At 62.5% G+C, this 14,854-nt stretch carries 21 protein-coding genes and 1 pseudogene; 9 read left to right on the top strand and 13 right to left on the bottom strand.

Annotation, left to right across the window (positions count from 1 at the left end; genetic code table 11):
* Positions 1–98 precede the first annotated feature (98 nt).
* Positions 99–713, top strand: coding sequence for a class I SAM-dependent methyltransferase (locus LB566_RS10855; protein WP_411910469.1), 615 nt, complete (start codon positions 99–101; stop codon positions 711–713).
* 255 nt (positions 714–968) lie between these two features.
* Here the strand turns inward: LB566_RS10855 and LB566_RS30325 are convergent, their stop codons facing one another.
* The 9 genes and pseudogenes from LB566_RS30325 to LB566_RS10815 all read right to left on the bottom strand — a co-directional run bounded on the left by LB566_RS30325 (position 969) and on the right by LB566_RS10815 (position 6,411).
* Complete coding sequence (locus LB566_RS30325; protein WP_263483546.1) at positions 969–1,094, bottom strand: hypothetical protein; 126 nt, start codon at positions 1,092–1,094, stop codon at positions 969–971.
* A complete protein-coding gene (locus LB566_RS10850; RefSeq protein WP_224624409.1) occupies positions 1,063–1,632 on the bottom strand; it encodes a hypothetical protein in 570 nt (189 codons plus the stop codon). The genes LB566_RS30325 and LB566_RS10850 overlap by 32 nt, the downstream gene beginning before the upstream one ends.
* 109 nt (positions 1,633–1,741) lie before the next feature.
* Positions 1,742–2,260: a hypothetical protein gene (locus LB566_RS10845; protein WP_224624408.1), complete on the bottom strand. Its 519-nt coding sequence runs from the start codon at positions 2,258–2,260 to the stop codon at positions 1,742–1,744.
* Positions 2,261–2,268: 8 nt separating this feature from the next.
* On the bottom strand, positions 2,269–2,613 hold the full coding sequence (locus LB566_RS10840; RefSeq protein ID WP_224624407.1) for an STAS-like domain-containing protein: 345 nt from the start codon (positions 2,611–2,613) through the stop codon (positions 2,269–2,271).
* Between the two features lie 9 nt (positions 2,614–2,622).
* A complete protein-coding gene (locus LB566_RS10835) occupies positions 2,623–3,609 on the bottom strand; it encodes a hypothetical protein (RefSeq protein WP_224624406.1) in 987 nt (328 codons plus the stop codon).
* 366 nt (positions 3,610–3,975) lie between these two features.
* Positions 3,976–4,725, bottom strand: a pseudogene (locus LB566_RS10830) (terminase large subunit domain-containing protein); the annotation flags it as partial.
* Positions 4,726–4,987: 262 nt separating this feature from the next.
* Positions 4,988–5,683: a terminase large subunit domain-containing protein gene (locus LB566_RS10825; RefSeq protein WP_224624405.1), complete on the bottom strand. Its 696-nt coding sequence runs from the start codon at positions 5,681–5,683 to the stop codon at positions 4,988–4,990.
* The gene (locus LB566_RS10820; RefSeq protein WP_224624404.1) at positions 5,640–6,035 is read right to left on the bottom strand and encodes a hypothetical protein; all 396 of its coding nucleotides are present in this window, start codon (positions 6,033–6,035) and stop codon (positions 5,640–5,642) included. The genes LB566_RS10825 and LB566_RS10820 overlap by 44 nt, the downstream gene beginning before the upstream one ends.
* A complete protein-coding gene (locus LB566_RS10815; protein ID WP_224624403.1) occupies positions 6,028–6,411 on the bottom strand; it encodes a hypothetical protein in 384 nt (127 codons plus the stop codon). Before LB566_RS10815 ends, LB566_RS10820 begins: the two co-directional genes overlap by 8 nt.
* 629 nt (positions 6,412–7,040) lie before the next feature.
* Between LB566_RS10815 and LB566_RS10810 the strand changes: the two genes are divergently transcribed.
* Entirely contained in the window at positions 7,041–7,511 is a 471-nt protein-coding gene (locus tag LB566_RS10810; RefSeq protein WP_224624402.1) for a hypothetical protein, read from the top strand.
* Positions 7,512–7,670: 159 nt separating this feature from the next.
* Positions 7,671–8,228 (top strand): hypothetical protein, encoded by a 558-nt coding sequence (locus tag LB566_RS10805; protein WP_224624401.1) that lies wholly within the window; start codon positions 7,671–7,673, stop codon positions 8,226–8,228.
* A 546-nt stretch (positions 8,229–8,774) separates the two neighbouring features.
* Here the strand turns inward: LB566_RS10805 and LB566_RS10800 are convergent.
* On the bottom strand, positions 8,775–9,422 hold the full coding sequence (locus LB566_RS10800; RefSeq protein WP_140552189.1) for a glutathione S-transferase family protein: 648 nt from the start codon (positions 9,420–9,422) through the stop codon (positions 8,775–8,777).
* A 252-nt stretch (positions 9,423–9,674) separates the two neighbouring features.
* Between LB566_RS10800 and LB566_RS10795 the strand changes: the two genes are divergently transcribed.
* Complete coding sequence (locus LB566_RS10795) at positions 9,675–9,980, top strand: hypothetical protein (RefSeq protein ID WP_140552190.1); 306 nt, start codon at positions 9,675–9,677, stop codon at positions 9,978–9,980.
* Here the strand turns inward: LB566_RS10795 and LB566_RS10790 are convergent, their stop codons facing one another.
* A complete protein-coding gene (locus LB566_RS10790; protein WP_140515969.1) occupies positions 9,981–10,409 on the bottom strand; it encodes a DoxX family protein in 429 nt (142 codons plus the stop codon).
* 390 nt (positions 10,410–10,799) lie between these two features.
* Between LB566_RS10790 and LB566_RS10785 the strand changes: the two genes are divergently transcribed.
* From LB566_RS10785 to LB566_RS10775, 3 genes are all read left to right on the top strand, one after another.
* Positions 10,800–10,979, top strand: coding sequence for a DUF3606 domain-containing protein (locus LB566_RS10785; RefSeq protein ID WP_115144153.1), 180 nt, complete (start codon positions 10,800–10,802; stop codon positions 10,977–10,979).
* 81 nt (positions 10,980–11,060) lie between these two features.
* Positions 11,061–11,504: a GFA family protein gene (locus LB566_RS10780; protein ID WP_224624400.1), complete on the top strand. Its 444-nt coding sequence runs from the start codon at positions 11,061–11,063 to the stop codon at positions 11,502–11,504.
* Between the two features lie 87 nt (positions 11,505–11,591).
* Positions 11,592–11,843, top strand: coding sequence for a DUF982 domain-containing protein (locus tag LB566_RS10775; RefSeq protein ID WP_224624399.1), 252 nt, complete (start codon positions 11,592–11,594; stop codon positions 11,841–11,843).
* A 60-nt stretch (positions 11,844–11,903) separates the two neighbouring features.
* Here LB566_RS10775 and LB566_RS10770 read toward each other — a convergent pair whose 3' ends face one another.
* Both LB566_RS10770 and LB566_RS10765 read right to left on the bottom strand, forming a co-directional pair.
* Entirely contained in the window at positions 11,904–12,197 is a 294-nt protein-coding gene (locus LB566_RS10770) for a hypothetical protein (RefSeq protein ID WP_224624398.1), read from the bottom strand.
* Positions 12,198–12,264: 67 nt separating this feature from the next.
* Entirely contained in the window at positions 12,265–13,242 is a 978-nt protein-coding gene (locus LB566_RS10765) for an SDR family oxidoreductase (RefSeq protein WP_224624397.1), read from the bottom strand.
* A 116-nt stretch (positions 13,243–13,358) separates the two neighbouring features.
* Between LB566_RS10765 and LB566_RS10760 the strand changes: the two genes are divergently transcribed.
* Both LB566_RS10760 and LB566_RS10755 read left to right on the top strand, forming a co-directional pair.
* Positions 13,359–14,291: an alpha/beta fold hydrolase gene (locus tag LB566_RS10760; protein ID WP_224624396.1), complete on the top strand. Its 933-nt coding sequence runs from the start codon at positions 13,359–13,361 to the stop codon at positions 14,289–14,291.
* A gap of 141 nt (positions 14,292–14,432) precedes the next feature.
* Complete coding sequence (locus LB566_RS10755) at positions 14,433–14,747, top strand: plasmid stabilization protein (RefSeq protein ID WP_140552195.1); 315 nt, start codon at positions 14,433–14,435, stop codon at positions 14,745–14,747.
* Positions 14,748–14,854: the final 107 nt, after the last annotated feature.

The raw sequence follows: 14,854 nt of genomic DNA, 5'->3' as shown, positions 1-14,854 counted from the left end.
TCGAGAGGGGAGATCGGCAGCTTCAGCCGACGATGTCATTCTTTTGCGCGGTTCTTGATCTAGGAACGTCTGGCGGCGGGGTTTTGCAGGAGGTCGATGTGACGACGACAAGCCTTGCCGCCCTGAAGAACCAGGGTAAACGTACCGTTAAACGGCTCATCGGCTACGATTCCCGCAACTGGCTGCGCATACGCCAGATCGAAGCCTTCACCGCTTTCCTGACGGCCGCCAACCGCAAATCGCGCGACGTGATCGAGATCTCGCCCGGCTGGAACCGCTACTGGAAGGCGATGTGCTCCAATTATCGCTCGGTCGACTTCCCCGATTTCGACATCTGCAAGGATCGCACCGACGAGCAATATTCCATCGTCATCGCCGATCAGGTGCTGGAGCATGTACAGCGGCCGCAGGCGGCCGCGCGGAACATCCACGCCATGACCCGCGAGGGCGGCTGGGCGATGGTGGCGACGCCCTTCCTGTTTCGCGTCCACGCCAGGCCGCACGACTACAACAGGTGGACGCCGGCCGGCCTGAGGCAGTTGATGGTCGATGGCGGCTTCGCCGAGGACAACGTCCAGGCGTTCGGCTGGGGCAACAAGGCCTGCGCCCGCGCCCACATAGGCGGCCCGGTCCGCGCCTACGGCCTGTGGAGGGACCTCAGCAACGACGAGGAATACCCGATGATGGTCTGGGCGTTCGCGAAGAAGGGGTGACCCTTCCTTCTCCCCTTGTGGGAGAAGGTGGATCGGCGCGCAGCGCCGAGACGGATGAGGGGTGTTCCAGCGGAGTGAAACGTTGGTGTTCCCTGGAACACCCCTCATCCGACCGAGCTTCGCTCGGCCACCTTCTCCCACAAGGGGAGAAGGAGAGCGTTCACCCGCCACGCCGCTTCACCAACCTTGCATGCCGTCTCCAGTACCACCAGTCCAGCACGCGCTTCCTGAAACTGCGCTTCATTGCGGTCATGGTCACATCCCCAGAAGCACGCGGCGCTGGCCGGCGAGGCTGCCGGGCGCCAGATCGGTCTTGATGGTGCTCGCCGTGCCCTGGCGCTGTTCGAGTTCAGCCCGAAGTGCGGCTTCGCGCGCCTGCACGTCCTTGTCCTGCGCCGTCGGCACTGCCGGCAGCGGCTTCAGTTCCGGTGGTTTTTGAAACAGACACATGGTTCCAGCCTTCTCTTGTCCAGTCGTAAAGGAAAAAATCTTCGCCGTTCCTGCCATATCCGGGCAACATGCAGCGCTGTGTGGCGCCGAGCCTTGCCAGCCAGCGCAGTGCCAGTTCATTGCCGGCCAGCGCCCGCGCCTCGACCCGCCAGGCGCCGCGGGCGGAAACCTGCGGCCCGAGCACAGCGTGAAAGAACTCCGTAATTCCGGGCACGCAACGCCTCATGCGGCGCGTGCCCCAACTCCAGGCGATCCAAAGCCCGCTCCGCTGCTCGGCCGCACCGAAGCCCGCCTCCGGATTGCCGTCGAGCTCCGCGACATAGGCAAGTCCTTGCAGCGCGGTAAGCGCCAGCAGCGCGGGCGACCATTGATCGAGCTGGCAGTCAATCTCGGCCCGGTCCTCGGGCCGCAAATTGGCGGCGATATAGGAGAGGTCGCGCAGGGTGGCGGGGACGATGCGGGTGGTCATGGCTGGGCTTTTCGTTTGCAGCTACGCCAGTCAGTGCATTCGATCTTTTAGCCAAGGCGCGGCCGATAAGACACAGCGTGGCACAGGACTTCGGCCAAACGCTATCGGACTAGGCGCCTTCTGGCCAATTTGTAGGCATGTCCAGCTTCCGGCGTTTGCTGTCGTGGTAGGCGGAAATTAACGCCTTGAGCGGAAATGTGCGACGATGACTTCGTCTGATTTCGACTATCGCCAAGCTCGCTGCTTGGGTACTGCCGGCCACACGACCGGGATCAGGTGATCTTCCTTTTACGGAAAATTGCCCTCCAGAGAATTTATCGAACACATCTGAGAGAGCTACGTCGATCAATTCGGCATCATCTTCTGCAATTACTATCCTGAGGTCGTCGAAAAGCCCGTCTATTAGCGCTTGGGCACCGTAAATCCGGGCCTCTTGGACACGCTGAGTTGGTGTATCATCGTAGGCACTAGCCCAATATTCTGCACTCACAACGGCACCAGCTGTCAGCGCTGCGCACAGTTCGTCACAGCGCGCCGACCTCTCGTCTCGGTGAAACTTCCAGATATTGAAGAATAACCCAACACAGGCACCTATGAAGGCACCAATGAGTCCCGAGAGCACAATCATGCTATGTCTTATGCCGCAGCGGTCAACGACGCTTCAGCAATGTAGCGGTCGACGTTGCGCGAATGATGCTGAAAACGGCTCGTCAACGCCACCACGCGCAGGTGCTTTTTAACATCTGCTGGCGTGAAACCAACACGCAGCAGTCCACCAAAACTCTCCTCAAGGAACGACGAGCCATACCCTGCGACTCCGTCCAAAATGACGGTGACCATCCCGCCTGAGGCCTTCGCATCTTCCAGCGCCGGCACCAGCTTCGAATTGCGAAATTCCTCCCCGCTGAATGGGCCGTCAGCCGAATACCGAGGCCCAGGGTAGCGAGTAAAGTCACTCGCGATGTTGATCACCCTATTCATGGCATCACCTTACAGGTCAAGTACCCACTCAACAAGCGTACCACCGATCGGGTTCCGATAGGTCGCACTCTGCGGCTTCCTGCCAGTCTCCCAAACGTACTCTCCATTTCGGCTGAGGATCCTTAACCTGCCGTGTCGAGCCCGTTGAGCAACTTCAACCATGGTATGCAAACCTTTACCATGCTGCGGCAGATTTGTCTGCGACTTAGAAATGGTCATTGCGAGGCGAATTGCGAGGCCGTCATTTGACGAACTGCCAACATCAGTTGCCAAGCCAGTGCGCGCCAAAAGCCGTTTGACACGACTTTCAAGCTTCCCCCAGTGCCGCCAGTGGGGCAGACTAACAGGAATGGAGACGCCTTGATCGAATACGACGACCGTTACTCGGCCAGCTGTAAGGTCCACGGCGCCAGTCAGCCACCAGTTTTTTAGCGCGGGGTATTCCCAATCAGCGTCCGCCGGGTAGGCCCAACTATGAGAATTTAATACAGCCTCGAACATGCCACCGTACGGCTCAGCGTCGATCAGCTTCTCCGCCAACGGTTCCGGCAAAAGATTGGCCAATGCCTCTTGAAGTTTCCCAACACGCTCTCCTACTGCCTGGGTTCCCATTACAAATTTCTGGATGATCAGGTCGGACGGCGGAGGCTGCAAAGCCCGTTTTGATCGTTTCATGTCGAGAAGTTCATGAAACCCCACAGAAGTCAGTGTGTCTCTCACTTGAGGTTTCCATTCTGCCTCATTCACCGTGCTCAGTTTGGAGCCAGTGATCGATTTAGCTCGACTATAAATGGAGGCCAGGACTAAGGCTGCCGTAGGGCTGATATAGTCCATTGTGGCGAAATCGTAAAAACCGCGAGTCGGAGCCGCCTTTAACGACTTTGTCGTTTTGCGGTCAACAAAGTCAACAGCCCTACCTAGAACGTTTTGTCGTAAGGCTGCCAGAAACTCCAACGTCTCATCTGTATTTTTCGACAGACAGAAGATCGATGGCATAGGCGTTCTCTGAACAGCTCTTCCCTTGTATCTTCGACCGTCCCTCTCGAATACAACCTCTCGTCCAATTTTAAGGGTGCGATTGCGCTCCCTCCGCCAATCCTTCCATCGAAGACGCCTGCGCTCTAGCTTAATAGCCCTTGTTTTCAGCCAATTTATTCGTTCTCGCGTCAATTTTCGCATTAAAAAATAATGCTCTCTAAGAAGAATTCATCTGCTCCAATCTGCATAGTATTTAGACTAGCCGCAACCCAGCGAACCGCTCCGGCGCTTCGAAATAACAACCTTTTGCAGTCCGCAAGCGCAGTCGAAGCTACTCCGAACGTTCCAATCGCTCTTGTTCGAAGCTCGATCTGCGGCGCGCGGTCACCGAAACGCCCCCAGCGGGTCGCTCTGCCCCTTCGCCCGCCTCGCCGCCCTGAACTCCGCCGGATCCACCATCGCCTCGCGCAGCATCATCACCCCATAGCGGGTCGCCGCCATCAAATCGTCGCGCAGCTTCACCACCTGGCCGTCCTTGCGATGGTAGAGCCGGAACTCCTCGAACCAGGGGACAAGCGTCGAAAACACCTTGAAGCGGCCTGATTGCATGCGGTCGAGCATCTCCATCAGCCCGGCCTCGACCGAGACAGAGCCGTCGGGGAATTGCGCGTGGCGGGTCAGCATGTTCAACCCATGCGCGGCATATTGCTTGGCGAGCGCGGTGCCCGCCCCTTCCAGCGTTTCGCGGCGGCCGTCGCGGGGCCACGCCCAGGGCAGCCATTCGCCCCAGGGTTTCAGGGTCAGCGCCTGCATGGCGGGAGTCTGCTGCGAGGCGCGTGCGGCCTTGGCGACATAGACGACATCGGCCTCCGTATCCCAGGCGAGCTCGACGGCGGCGGAAGGGTGATCCCAGCCGAAATCGAGCGCTCCGATGCGCGGCCAGTAGCGCGGCAGCTGGAACGGCGCGCAGGCAATCAACTCCTCCGCCACCGGAAAGATGCGGCCGGACCCCAGCACCGGAATGCCGCGAGCCCGCGCTTCGCGCTCATGTTCGGGATAGGCGGCGACGATCGCCGCGCGCTCCTGCGGCGAATAATGCTCGGCATCGTCGATGGTCATGAAGGTGACGTGACGGGACATTGGGGAGTTTCCAAGATAAATCAGGAGAGGAGAATAGGTGTTTGATTTCGCACGAATTTTTTGGACAGAGAGGCGCGGCCGGCGGTGCGCTTCACCTTCTCCCCTTGTGGGAGAAGGTGGCCTCGCGAAGCGAGGTCGGATGAGGGGTGTTCCAGGGAACGCCAACGCCTCACTCCGCTGGAACACCCCTCAACCGTCTCGGCGCTGCGCGCCGATCCACCTTCTCCCACAAGGGGAGAAGGAAAGGCACGCTCCATCACCCTTTCGCCATCCCCTCCACCTCCGCCGCGCTCAAGAACAGCAGCACCACGTCGCTCATCCCCAGCAGCGGCGTGAAGGTGACGATGGTGATGCCGCCGGTAGCGTTGGTGCGGGTCAGGCCCTCGGAATAGATGTCGAGCGGCGGCTCCTCGTCGAACCAGACGCCGTGCAGCGTTTCGCCCTGCCATTTCTCGCGGCCCTTCTCGAAACTCTTGAACGACAGCACGCTCTCGCCGGCCTGCACGTCGCCGCCGCCGCCATGGCGCACCACGATGCTGTCGAGCGCGCCCGGCGCGCCGCGGCCCATCATTGTGTCGACGATGGCATCGGCCGGGATCATGCCGGTGCCCCATTCAGCCTGCCGCTGTGGCGGGCCGACCAGCACGCGCTGCGGATTGTCGCGCGTGCCCTCGCCGGTGACGCCGGCGGCCCACAGCCGCACCGGCGCATCGAAAACCTTGCCTTGCCACCACGCGGGATAGCGGCCCGTCAGGTGCATCGCCCATTCGGCGCCGCCGGCGCGGGTCTTGCCGAGCTGGTTGCCGGCCATGAACAGCCGCTCGCGGTGGGCGGCGCCTGCGGCGTGGAACGCCGCCTGCCTGGCATAGGGCCGGTAGGCGGCAAGCTGGTTGGTACGGCGCCTGCGGTCAAGCTCCGCCAGCAGCGCCAGATATTCCGTTCTCGCCGCCATCGGCGATGTCTTCGAGGAACGGTTTGACCGCGGCTTCGAGCGCGCGGATGCGGCGGCGGATCTCTTCATCGCTCAAGGCATCCAGATGGTTGACGGCGGCATCGAAATCCTTGGGCAGCACCGAAAGCACGATCTTCAGATACTGGTCCGGCTTGTCGGCCCGCACTTCGGCGATGACGCCGGCGCCATGGGCGCGGAAATCGGCGCGCACGGCGGCGAGAAAGTCGTCGCCCAGCGTTTTCTTCGGGCGTTTGCGGCGGGTCTCCGGCGCGGCCTCCCGGCCTGCGCTCCGGCCGGCGGCCGGCTTGCGCCCCTTGCCGCGCGCCGGCACGGCGACGGTTTCGTCAGCCATGGCCCGTCACCGCTTCGCCGGCATCGACACGGGCCTTGGCCTTCGACGGCACGGACTTGACCGACCGGACCCGCTTCTTCGAACGAGCGGATTTCTTCCTGGCTTTCCTGGCGCCCTTCGGCCGCCCCGCAGGCTTCGCGGTGCCCGGCAGGCCCTTCAGGCCCGCCATTGCCAGGCCGATGGCGCCGCTATGAATCGCCGGCTGCGGGAAAGCGAAGCCGCCGGCCGCGTCCCGCACCATGCCGATCAGCACGCCGGGCGCGACCTGCTCGATCCGGCCCAGCCGCGGCCGCGGCGCCGCACCCTCGAATTCGCCTATGGCGCTGACGACCTCGAGGCCGTCATCCCCAGTGATGATGGTGGCATAGCGTGGCATGGGTGTTCTCGCGGATAATCGTCAGGATCGAAACGTCGCATTCCTTCGCGCCCCCCTCTGTCCTGCCGGACATCTCCCCCACGAGGGGGGAGATCGACTGTCGCTATCGCTTTCGCCAATCTCCTGCTTTGCAGGAATGAGCGATACGCTGAAGCTGCCAATCTCCCCACCCGTGGGGGAGATGTCCGGCAGGACAGAGGGGGGCGCCGTAGAGCACCATCGTTCGAGGATAAGGGCAAAACCAAAAACACAAAACCCGCCTCGGGGGCGGGTCATCGGCGCAACTCAGCACCATAGATAGAAACATAGCATAGTTGCCTTCACCCCGTCAACAGCTTTTAGGAAAAAATTCCTTGCGACTCCCGTAGGAAAACGCTACGTGTATCAGCGTAACGCAAGGGCAGCCTTCACTAAGAAGAGAGAGAGGCGGTGTATCAGCACGGCGGCGACGCTTATTTGCGATCGCGGCATCACGCTCACCGAGCATCACGACCAGTTGTTCAAAGGCTTGCGCCTTACCAACCGGTGGATTGGTGAAACCAGTGACGCTTAGGCAGAAGACCAAGCGACTCCTAATCCAACGAAAAACAAAGTAGGCTCCCTCACTGAATCTTAGGTGGGAGGCTTACATGTTTGCGGAAGCGATGTCTGGACTCGGCGCCTTCAAGGCCATGATGGATATGGCGAAGGGATTGAAGGACATCAACGATGCGACCGTCCGAAACACTGCGGTCATAGAACTCACTGAAAAAATCATGTCCGCACAGTCTGCACAGGCGGCGTTGATTGGCGAGATAGGCAAGCTTGAAAAGGACCTGGTGCGCTTTGAAACATGGGAAGCTGAGAAGCAACGCTATGAGCTTCACAAACTCCACCCCGGCATTCTGATTTACCGCCTGAAGACTGGCATGGAGAATGGCGAGCCTCCTCATGAGATATGTGCCAATTGCTACAACAACGGTGTCAAATTGCTCTTGCACAATACCGGTGTACATAACGGACGCACCCATTGGAAATGTCACACATGCGGGTTTGACGAGCAAACGGGAGACTTCACGCCGCCGTCTAGAGGCGTACATGGGGACGGCCCTTGGCGATAGGCGCTTACTTCGATGGCTGCGCCTTAAAAGCTCCTTGCCTTTAGGCTTTGCATCGCTCTTTTTGGCCTTCGGCTCGGAGGGCGTCTTCACGGTTCGGGCGGAGTCTTAAGCATCGCTTCAGCGTCTCGTTGAACCACTTTTTCGTCGGATTTCTGATCAATGACAGCCATGGACACGTTCCCGGAAAACGACAAGCGCTGGTTTATGCACATCGGCTATCTAGCGCAAAATTGGGCGGCGGTCGAAACGACGTTGGACGGCATCGTTCGACAGCTGCACGTTCACTACGACGGGGAGAAATTCGAACCGACGCTGCCACAGGCTTTCAACAGGAAACGCACCTTTGTCCGAAAGGCGTTTGCGGAGCATCCTGACCTCGCTCAATTTTCAGGTTGGCTGGAAACCCTATTAGAGACGGCAACCCGTCTTTCAGAAGTCCGAAATTGGGCGCTGCATAGCGGCTGGGTTACGGAAGGTGCGACATCCGCAACGCTCAACCGCTATAGCCGAAATAATCCTCTCAAGTGGGAAAACCAGAAGTTCACACTCGAACAAATGTATGCGGCTGGCGAGGATTGCGCGGGTCTAATGCTCATGCTCACTTGGTTTGGGCAGCGAGCCTTCGGTGCAATGACGGAGGAACAACTCGTAGAGGCCCTCCACCAGCTCAGTAGCCAACTGGGAGCTTCCATCCCAAGTGATGATCCTGCGGACTAACTTCTGCGATCCGCTGTGAAGGTCGTGAAGCTTTGACCATTTCGACTGGCCGAGATTGATCAGAAGAAGAAATGTGCGCATGGCCTGAACAGGCCTGGAGCACAGCACCCCCAGAATCAAAAACCCGCCTCGGGGGCGGGTCATCGGCGCAACTCAGCACCATAGATAGAAACATAGCATAGTTGCCTTCACCCCGTCAACAGCTTTTAGGAAAAAATTCCTTATAAACTTTCGACTCACCGCGCAGCGAACGCCGCTGTCACGGCAAATGGGCAGGCAGGATCAGCCGCACTTACGAACCGGAGCCTTACTGTGGAGATCGCGAAGGGCCGAGAATTGATCGGAAGAAGAAATGTGGGCATGCCTGAACAGGTCTGGAGCACGGCACCCGCCGGAATCAAAAACCCGCCTCGGGGCGGGTCATCGGCGCAACTCAGCACCATAGATAAAAATATAGCATAGTTGCCTTCACCCCGTCAACAGCTTTTAAGAAAAAAATCCTATCCCGCCCGTCCCAGCGTGATCCTCCCCGGCCGCCCGGCTTGGTCAGTCAGGTGTTGGAGCATTGACCGCGAATTGCGCGGCGAACGCCCGGGCGTAAGCTGGCCGGGCTTCGCCTCGGGCCACATAGGCAGCCAGGTTTTGATATTCGTCCAGAATGCCCGACATTCTGAGCCGCAGCAGCACAGATACCATCAACAGATCGCCCGCGCTGAACGCACCGTCGAGCCAGTCGGCGCCGCCCAGATGGGCCGAGAGCCTGTCCAGCCGGGCGCGAACGCGGTCCTTCACCAATGGCAGGCGCTCCGCGCTCCAGGGCTTGTCGGCCTCGAATAGTCTTGCCGTCGTCAGTTCGAGGATTGGCAGCTCGACGGTGTTGAGCGCCGCAAACATCCAGGTGATGGCGCGAGCGCGGGCGTCGCGATCCTCCGGCAGCAGGCCCGGATACCGCTCGGCAAGATGAAAGACGATCGAGCCGGTCTCGAACAGGCAGAGCGAACCGTCCTCGTAGGTGGGGATCTGGCCGAAGGGCTGGATGGCCAAATGGTCGGGCGCCTTCATCTCAGCATGGGAAACCAGACGAACCTCGTAGGGCTGGCCCACTTCTTCGAGCGCCCAGCGAACGCGCGTGTCGCGCGCCAGTCCCTTGCCGCCGTCGGGCGAGCGTTTGAATGCCGTGATGGTGATTGTCATCGCATCGCTTCCTTGCCTGTTTCCTGGGCTTCCTGGCGATGACGAACAAGCCTCCGCGGCAGCCCGGCACCGGTCTTGAACTATTTTCCTTGCCGGACGCGGATCGCGAATGCATGCCCGCGCGTTTTGAACGCCTATGCACGCCGCCTCAAAGTGACCTCGGTTTTGGGCGACATGCGTAGGCCGATACCTGCAAGTGCGTCGCACGGGCCCTGTTCAGCGTGACGCGCCTCACCGATGGGAGCAACCGCCATGAACGTCGCCAACCTGCAACTCGAGGGCCTGCTGATGGCCGTCGCCTCGATCAACCACGTCCTGGTGAAGAAGGGCGTGCTGACATCGGAGGAGATCGACATCGCCCTGCGCAAGGCCGAAGCCGGCGAAACCAGCGAGGAGCGGTCCGAGGGCATGTCGGCGTCGAGCCGCGACGCCGTCAATTTCCCGATCCGGCTGCTGGAGCTCGCCAACCAGTGCCAGCCGGAAGCCGACATGCCGTCCTTTTCGAAGCTGGCGCGCATGGTCGGCCAGATGAAGGAACCCTATAACGACCAGATGTAGCTACGCCCTGCCCGGCCATCCCGGATTGAGCGAAAGCACGCGGCCCGGCCCGTGCACGGCGGCGAACAGCAGTCCGGCCAGGAAGGAAAAATGGTCGACGAAGAAACCGAATTCCGCCTGGTTGCCGGCCCAGTGGCTCGGTCCGTGGAAGGCGAAGCCGAGGAACAGCACGTAAACCGCCGCGACCAGTGCGGCCGGCGTGAAGAAGGCGCCGGTGAGGAAAGCGATCACCAGCAGCACCTCCAGTATCGCCGCGCACCAGGCAAGGAACAGCGGAAACGGAAAGCCGGCGGCGGCGATATAGCCGGCGGTGGCGCCCATGCCCATGAACTTGAACGTCACCGCCATCAGGAAGACGGCCGCGAAGATCAGGCGGGCTATGAGCAAGGCGGCGGTCTGCCACGGCGATTGGACGGTTGGCGACGGCATGGTTGTTCTCCCGTTTCGTTTGCTTGTTTTACCAGTTCCGGATGGAAACCTACGGAGCTTTCCTGGAATTGCTCCTAGGACGCGCCACACGCCGCGCATCCGACATGTCAGGCGAATTTTTTCCCGATGCCGCGCCCGCATGATCGGGCCGCTGCCGCAAAAACCGGATTCCGGTTTGCCGGCTCCTTGATAGAGTGGGCTGCATCGGTCCTGATGTAGCTCGCCGCCATGCGCCTGGAGCCGGCCCGAGGCAGCGGAGCCGATATTCCGGTCGGTGATCGCCAAGGCGCGCAAAAGCCGCTATGGAACCAGCGGCGTCGATTGCTGTTATGTATGACCGCAGGGTCGCGCCGCGACGGCGGCGCGCCGGGGTGGAAAGTGAGGCTCGGCATGGCGGACGACAAATCGAAGATCAAGCAGGATCGCAAACTGGTTTCGAGCGAGGAAACCTACGAGGTTGCCGCTTTCGCCCGCAAATACGGCATCCCGCAGAGCGAGGCCCAGACCATCATCAAGCGCTACGGACCCTCGAGGAAGAAGCTCGACAACCACATGGCCGCGCGCGGATAGCTCGCGACCGGCGTTGGAAGCGTTGCCCGGGGGCATGACCCCGGGCGCATTTGCGGCACCGAATGGTTGGAGGCCACGACCATGCCCGACACCGCGCGCAGAACCGGCAGCTGCCTTTGCGGCGGCGTGCAGTTCACCGTCAGCGGTCCGCCCCTGCGGGTGGGTCTGTGCCACTGCAAGGATTGCCGCAAGACCAGCGGCTCCGCCTTTGCCGCCTTCGCCATCTGGCCGCGCCAGGCTTTCGAAACATCGGGCATCCTCGGCACCTATGCCGGCCGCGGCTTCTGCCCGACCTGCGGCGGCCGTGTCGCCTCGCTCAGCGACGACGAGGCCGAGGTGATGATCGGAAGCCTCGACGTTGCGCCGACCGATCTCATGCCGGAGTACGAATTGTGGATCGGCCGGCGCGAATCCTGGCTGCATGCCTTGCCCGGCACTGAGCAGTTCGAGCACGACCGGCTCGCCGCGCAGGCTTCCGGCCCGCCGCCGCCGAGGCCGCTGTCGGACGCTGTTCCCGGCGATTGAAAATTAGTCGAAAAGTTGAGCGGCAGCGACGGAACCCCGGGACATCGGCCGGCGTTATCGGGCGCCTCAGTTTCAATGGAGATCGCCGTGAACGACAAGTTCTTTCCCCGTCCGGTCAGGCTGAAGGTCGGACCGGCCAGCGAGCGCGTGGTGCGCAGCGCCTGGGAAGGCCTGGAATGCCTGCGCGATTGGCCCGGCAAGCATGGCCGGCGCTACCGCGCCGCATGGCGCAGCTGCCGCGATGCCCTCGATGGCTGGACCCCGGCCGAGAAGGCGATGCGGGCCATGATCGATGCCGGGCGCGAGGCGGAATTCCTGCCCGGCAACGGCAAATCCTGACAGCCTGCCGCCTCACGGGGCGGTCGGGAACCCGATAGCTGCATCGCGGCAGGCCGCCGGCTACTGTTTCGGCGGCTGCGGCGGCACTTCACCCGGTTTGATCACCGGCGTCTTGCCTTCGTTGGGCGCCGGCGCGGCCATGCCCTGGTCACCTGTCGGCGGCGGCTTCAGCACGCCGCCGCAATCGTTCAGCGTCTCGGTCAGCGTGTTGTCGGTCGGCTGCTGGTTGCCGTCGGGCTTGGCCCGGCATTTTTCGCTGGGCGCCTGCTTGTCGGGGTTCTGCTCGGCCTGCGCCAGCGCCGCGGCGGGCGCGGCGAGCATCAGGCTGACGGACATGATGGCGAGAAGTCTCATCTCGGCCTCCTTTGCGGGTTGGGCCGCCTTCGCCGGCCGCCAATGGCTTGCCTTCGATAGGCTTGCCTCAATAGCCGCCGACGATCGGCAGGATTTCGCCGGTGATGTAGCTGGAGCATTGCGGCGAGGCCAGGAACACATAGGCCGGCGCGATTTCCTCCGGCTGGGCAGGCCGCTTCATCGGCGTCTTGGCGCCGAACTGCGACACGTCCTGCGCCTCCTTCTCCGACGGATTGAGCGGCGTCCACACCGGCCCCGGCGCCACTGCGTTGACGCGGATGCCCTTGCCGACGAGGTTCCCCGACAACGCCCGGGTGAAGGCATGGATGCCGCCCTTGGTCATGGAGTAGTCGATCAGGTCCTTCGATCCCTCGATGCCGGTGACCGAACCGGTGTTGATGATGGCCGACCCCGGCTTCATATGCGCCACCGCCTCTTGCGCCATATGGAAGTAGCCGTAGAGATTGGTCTTCAGCGTGGTGTCGAAATGCTCCTCGGTCAGGTCCGCGAAATCGGTGGAATGGATCTGGAAGGCGGCATTGTTGACCAGCACGTCGAGCCGCCCCAGTTCCTTCACGGCCCTCGCCACGGCCTTGGCGCAGAAGGCGCGGTTGCCGACATCGCCGCGCAAGGCGAGGCAGCGGCGGCCCTCCGCCTCGACCGCTTGCCTGGTCGCCTCCGCGTCGCGGTCCTCGCTGAGATAGACGATGGCGATGTCTGCACCTTCGCGTGCGAACAGCACGGCCACCGCCCGGCCGATGCCGGAATCGCCCCCGGTGATCAACGCCGCCTTGCCCTCCAGCTTTCCCGAACCGCGCCAGAACGGCGCGTCGTAAAGCGGCGCCGGCTCGATCGCCCATTCCTCGCCGGGCTTGGGATGATGCTGGGCGGGAAAAGGCGGTGCGGGATATTTTCGCGCGCCGGCCTGCATGGCGCCGTCAGCCTTGGGTTTTGTCTTGGCGCGGTCCTTGGCGTCGACCTTGCGCTGGATGCTGCGCTGCTTGCTGGTTGCTTTCGAACTGTCGCTCTGGGTGCTGGTCGGCATGGTCGTCTCCTTTGCTCGCAGGGACAACGCATGTCGGCCGAAAAAGTTGGCGGCTTTCGCAGGCGCGCATTGCAACCGCTCGCATCCTGCCGCCGTTTCGCCTGCCGGAGGTAATCATGTTCGAAGGTTTTCAGACGCTCGAGGTCGACTGCGGCGATGCCCGCATCTTCGCCCGGCGCGCCGGCGACGGACCCGCCTTGCTTTTGCTGCACGGTTTTCCGCAGACACATCTGATGTGGCGCGACGTGGCGCCACGCCTGGCGGACCGGTTCACCGTCATATGCGCCGACCTGCGCGGCTACGGCGCCAGTTCATGCCCCGTGTCGAGCGCCGATCACGCCCCTTACGCCAAGCGCGCCATGGCCCGCGACATGGTGGCGCTGATGGCCGGGCTCGGCTTTTCCAGCTTCATGGTCGCCGGCCATGATCGCGGCGGGCGTGTCGCCTACCGCCTCGCGCTCGACCATCCCGACCGCATAGAAAAGCTTGCCGTGCTCGACATCGTGCCCACCGCCGACGCCTGGGACCGGGCCGATGCCAGGCTGGCGCTCGGCTATTGGCCGTGGTCGTTGCTGGCGCAGCCGGAGCCGCTGCCGGAAAAGCTCATGGTGGGCGCGGCCGACGCGATCGTCGACAACGCCCTGGGCGGCTGGGGCTCGTCGCCAAAGGCGTTTCCCGCCGGCGTGCGCCAGGCCTATGTCGAGGCGCTGCGCGATCCCGCCCATGCCCGTGCGATCTGCGAGGAGTACCGGGCGGCCGCGACGCTCGACCGCGAGCACGACCATGCGGACCGCGCCGCCGGCCGGCGCGTCGCCTGCGCGGTGCTGGCGCTGTGGAGCGGGCAAGGCGCGCTCGCCGAATGGTATGCCGGCGAAGGCGGACCGCTGGCCTTGTGGCGCGGCTGGGCCGGCGATCTGCGCGGCCATGCGGTCCAGGGCGGGCATTTCTTTCCCGAAGAAGCACCCGCGCAAACGGCCGCCGAATTGAGCGCTTTCTTCGCCGGCCCCGAAACCGTCGCCCGTCCGGCGAATGCCCGGAAGAGTACGTAGCGCTTTCCCTGGGGAATCGCGTCGAACTAACGTCTGGAGCGGTTCAGCGGGAACCTTCGCAGCCGGCCAGGGCCAAGGGAATTGGAACCACATCCTTGGCTGGGCAGTTGCAGGGGCATCGAATGAACCGGGAGCAGAACCATGCCACGTGGAGAAAAATCGAAATACACCGACAAGCAGGAGCGCAAGGCCGACCACATCGCCGAGGGCTACGAGCATCGGGGCGTGTCCGAGAAGGAGGCCGAGCGCCGCGCCTGGGCCACCGTCAACAAGGATGACGGCGGCGGCAAGAAGGAGGGCGGCTCCGGCCGCGGCAAGCACACCGGCCACCCGGCCGCGCACAAGGGCGGCGAAAAGGGCGGCAAGGCTTCCGCCTCGCGCTCGGCCGCAAGCCGGTCGGCATCGGCCAGGAAGGCAGCCGCGACCCGCAAGCGCAACCAAGCGCACGCCCATTGACAGGCCGCGCGACCGGAATGAGAAATTCTATGCGCCCTGCCTGCAATCGCCCGGTCTGCCCTTGACCAGGCCGTCGTCGTCCGGCCGATCATCGGAGTTGGGTTCGG

The organism is Mesorhizobium sp. CA13 (assembly GCF_020165235.1).
In the GTDB taxonomy this organism is placed as follows: Bacteria; Pseudomonadota; Alphaproteobacteria; order Rhizobiales; family Rhizobiaceae; genus Mesorhizobium.
Note: the sequence above shows the minus strand (reverse complement) of the source record. Positions and strands in the feature narration are given on the sequence as shown.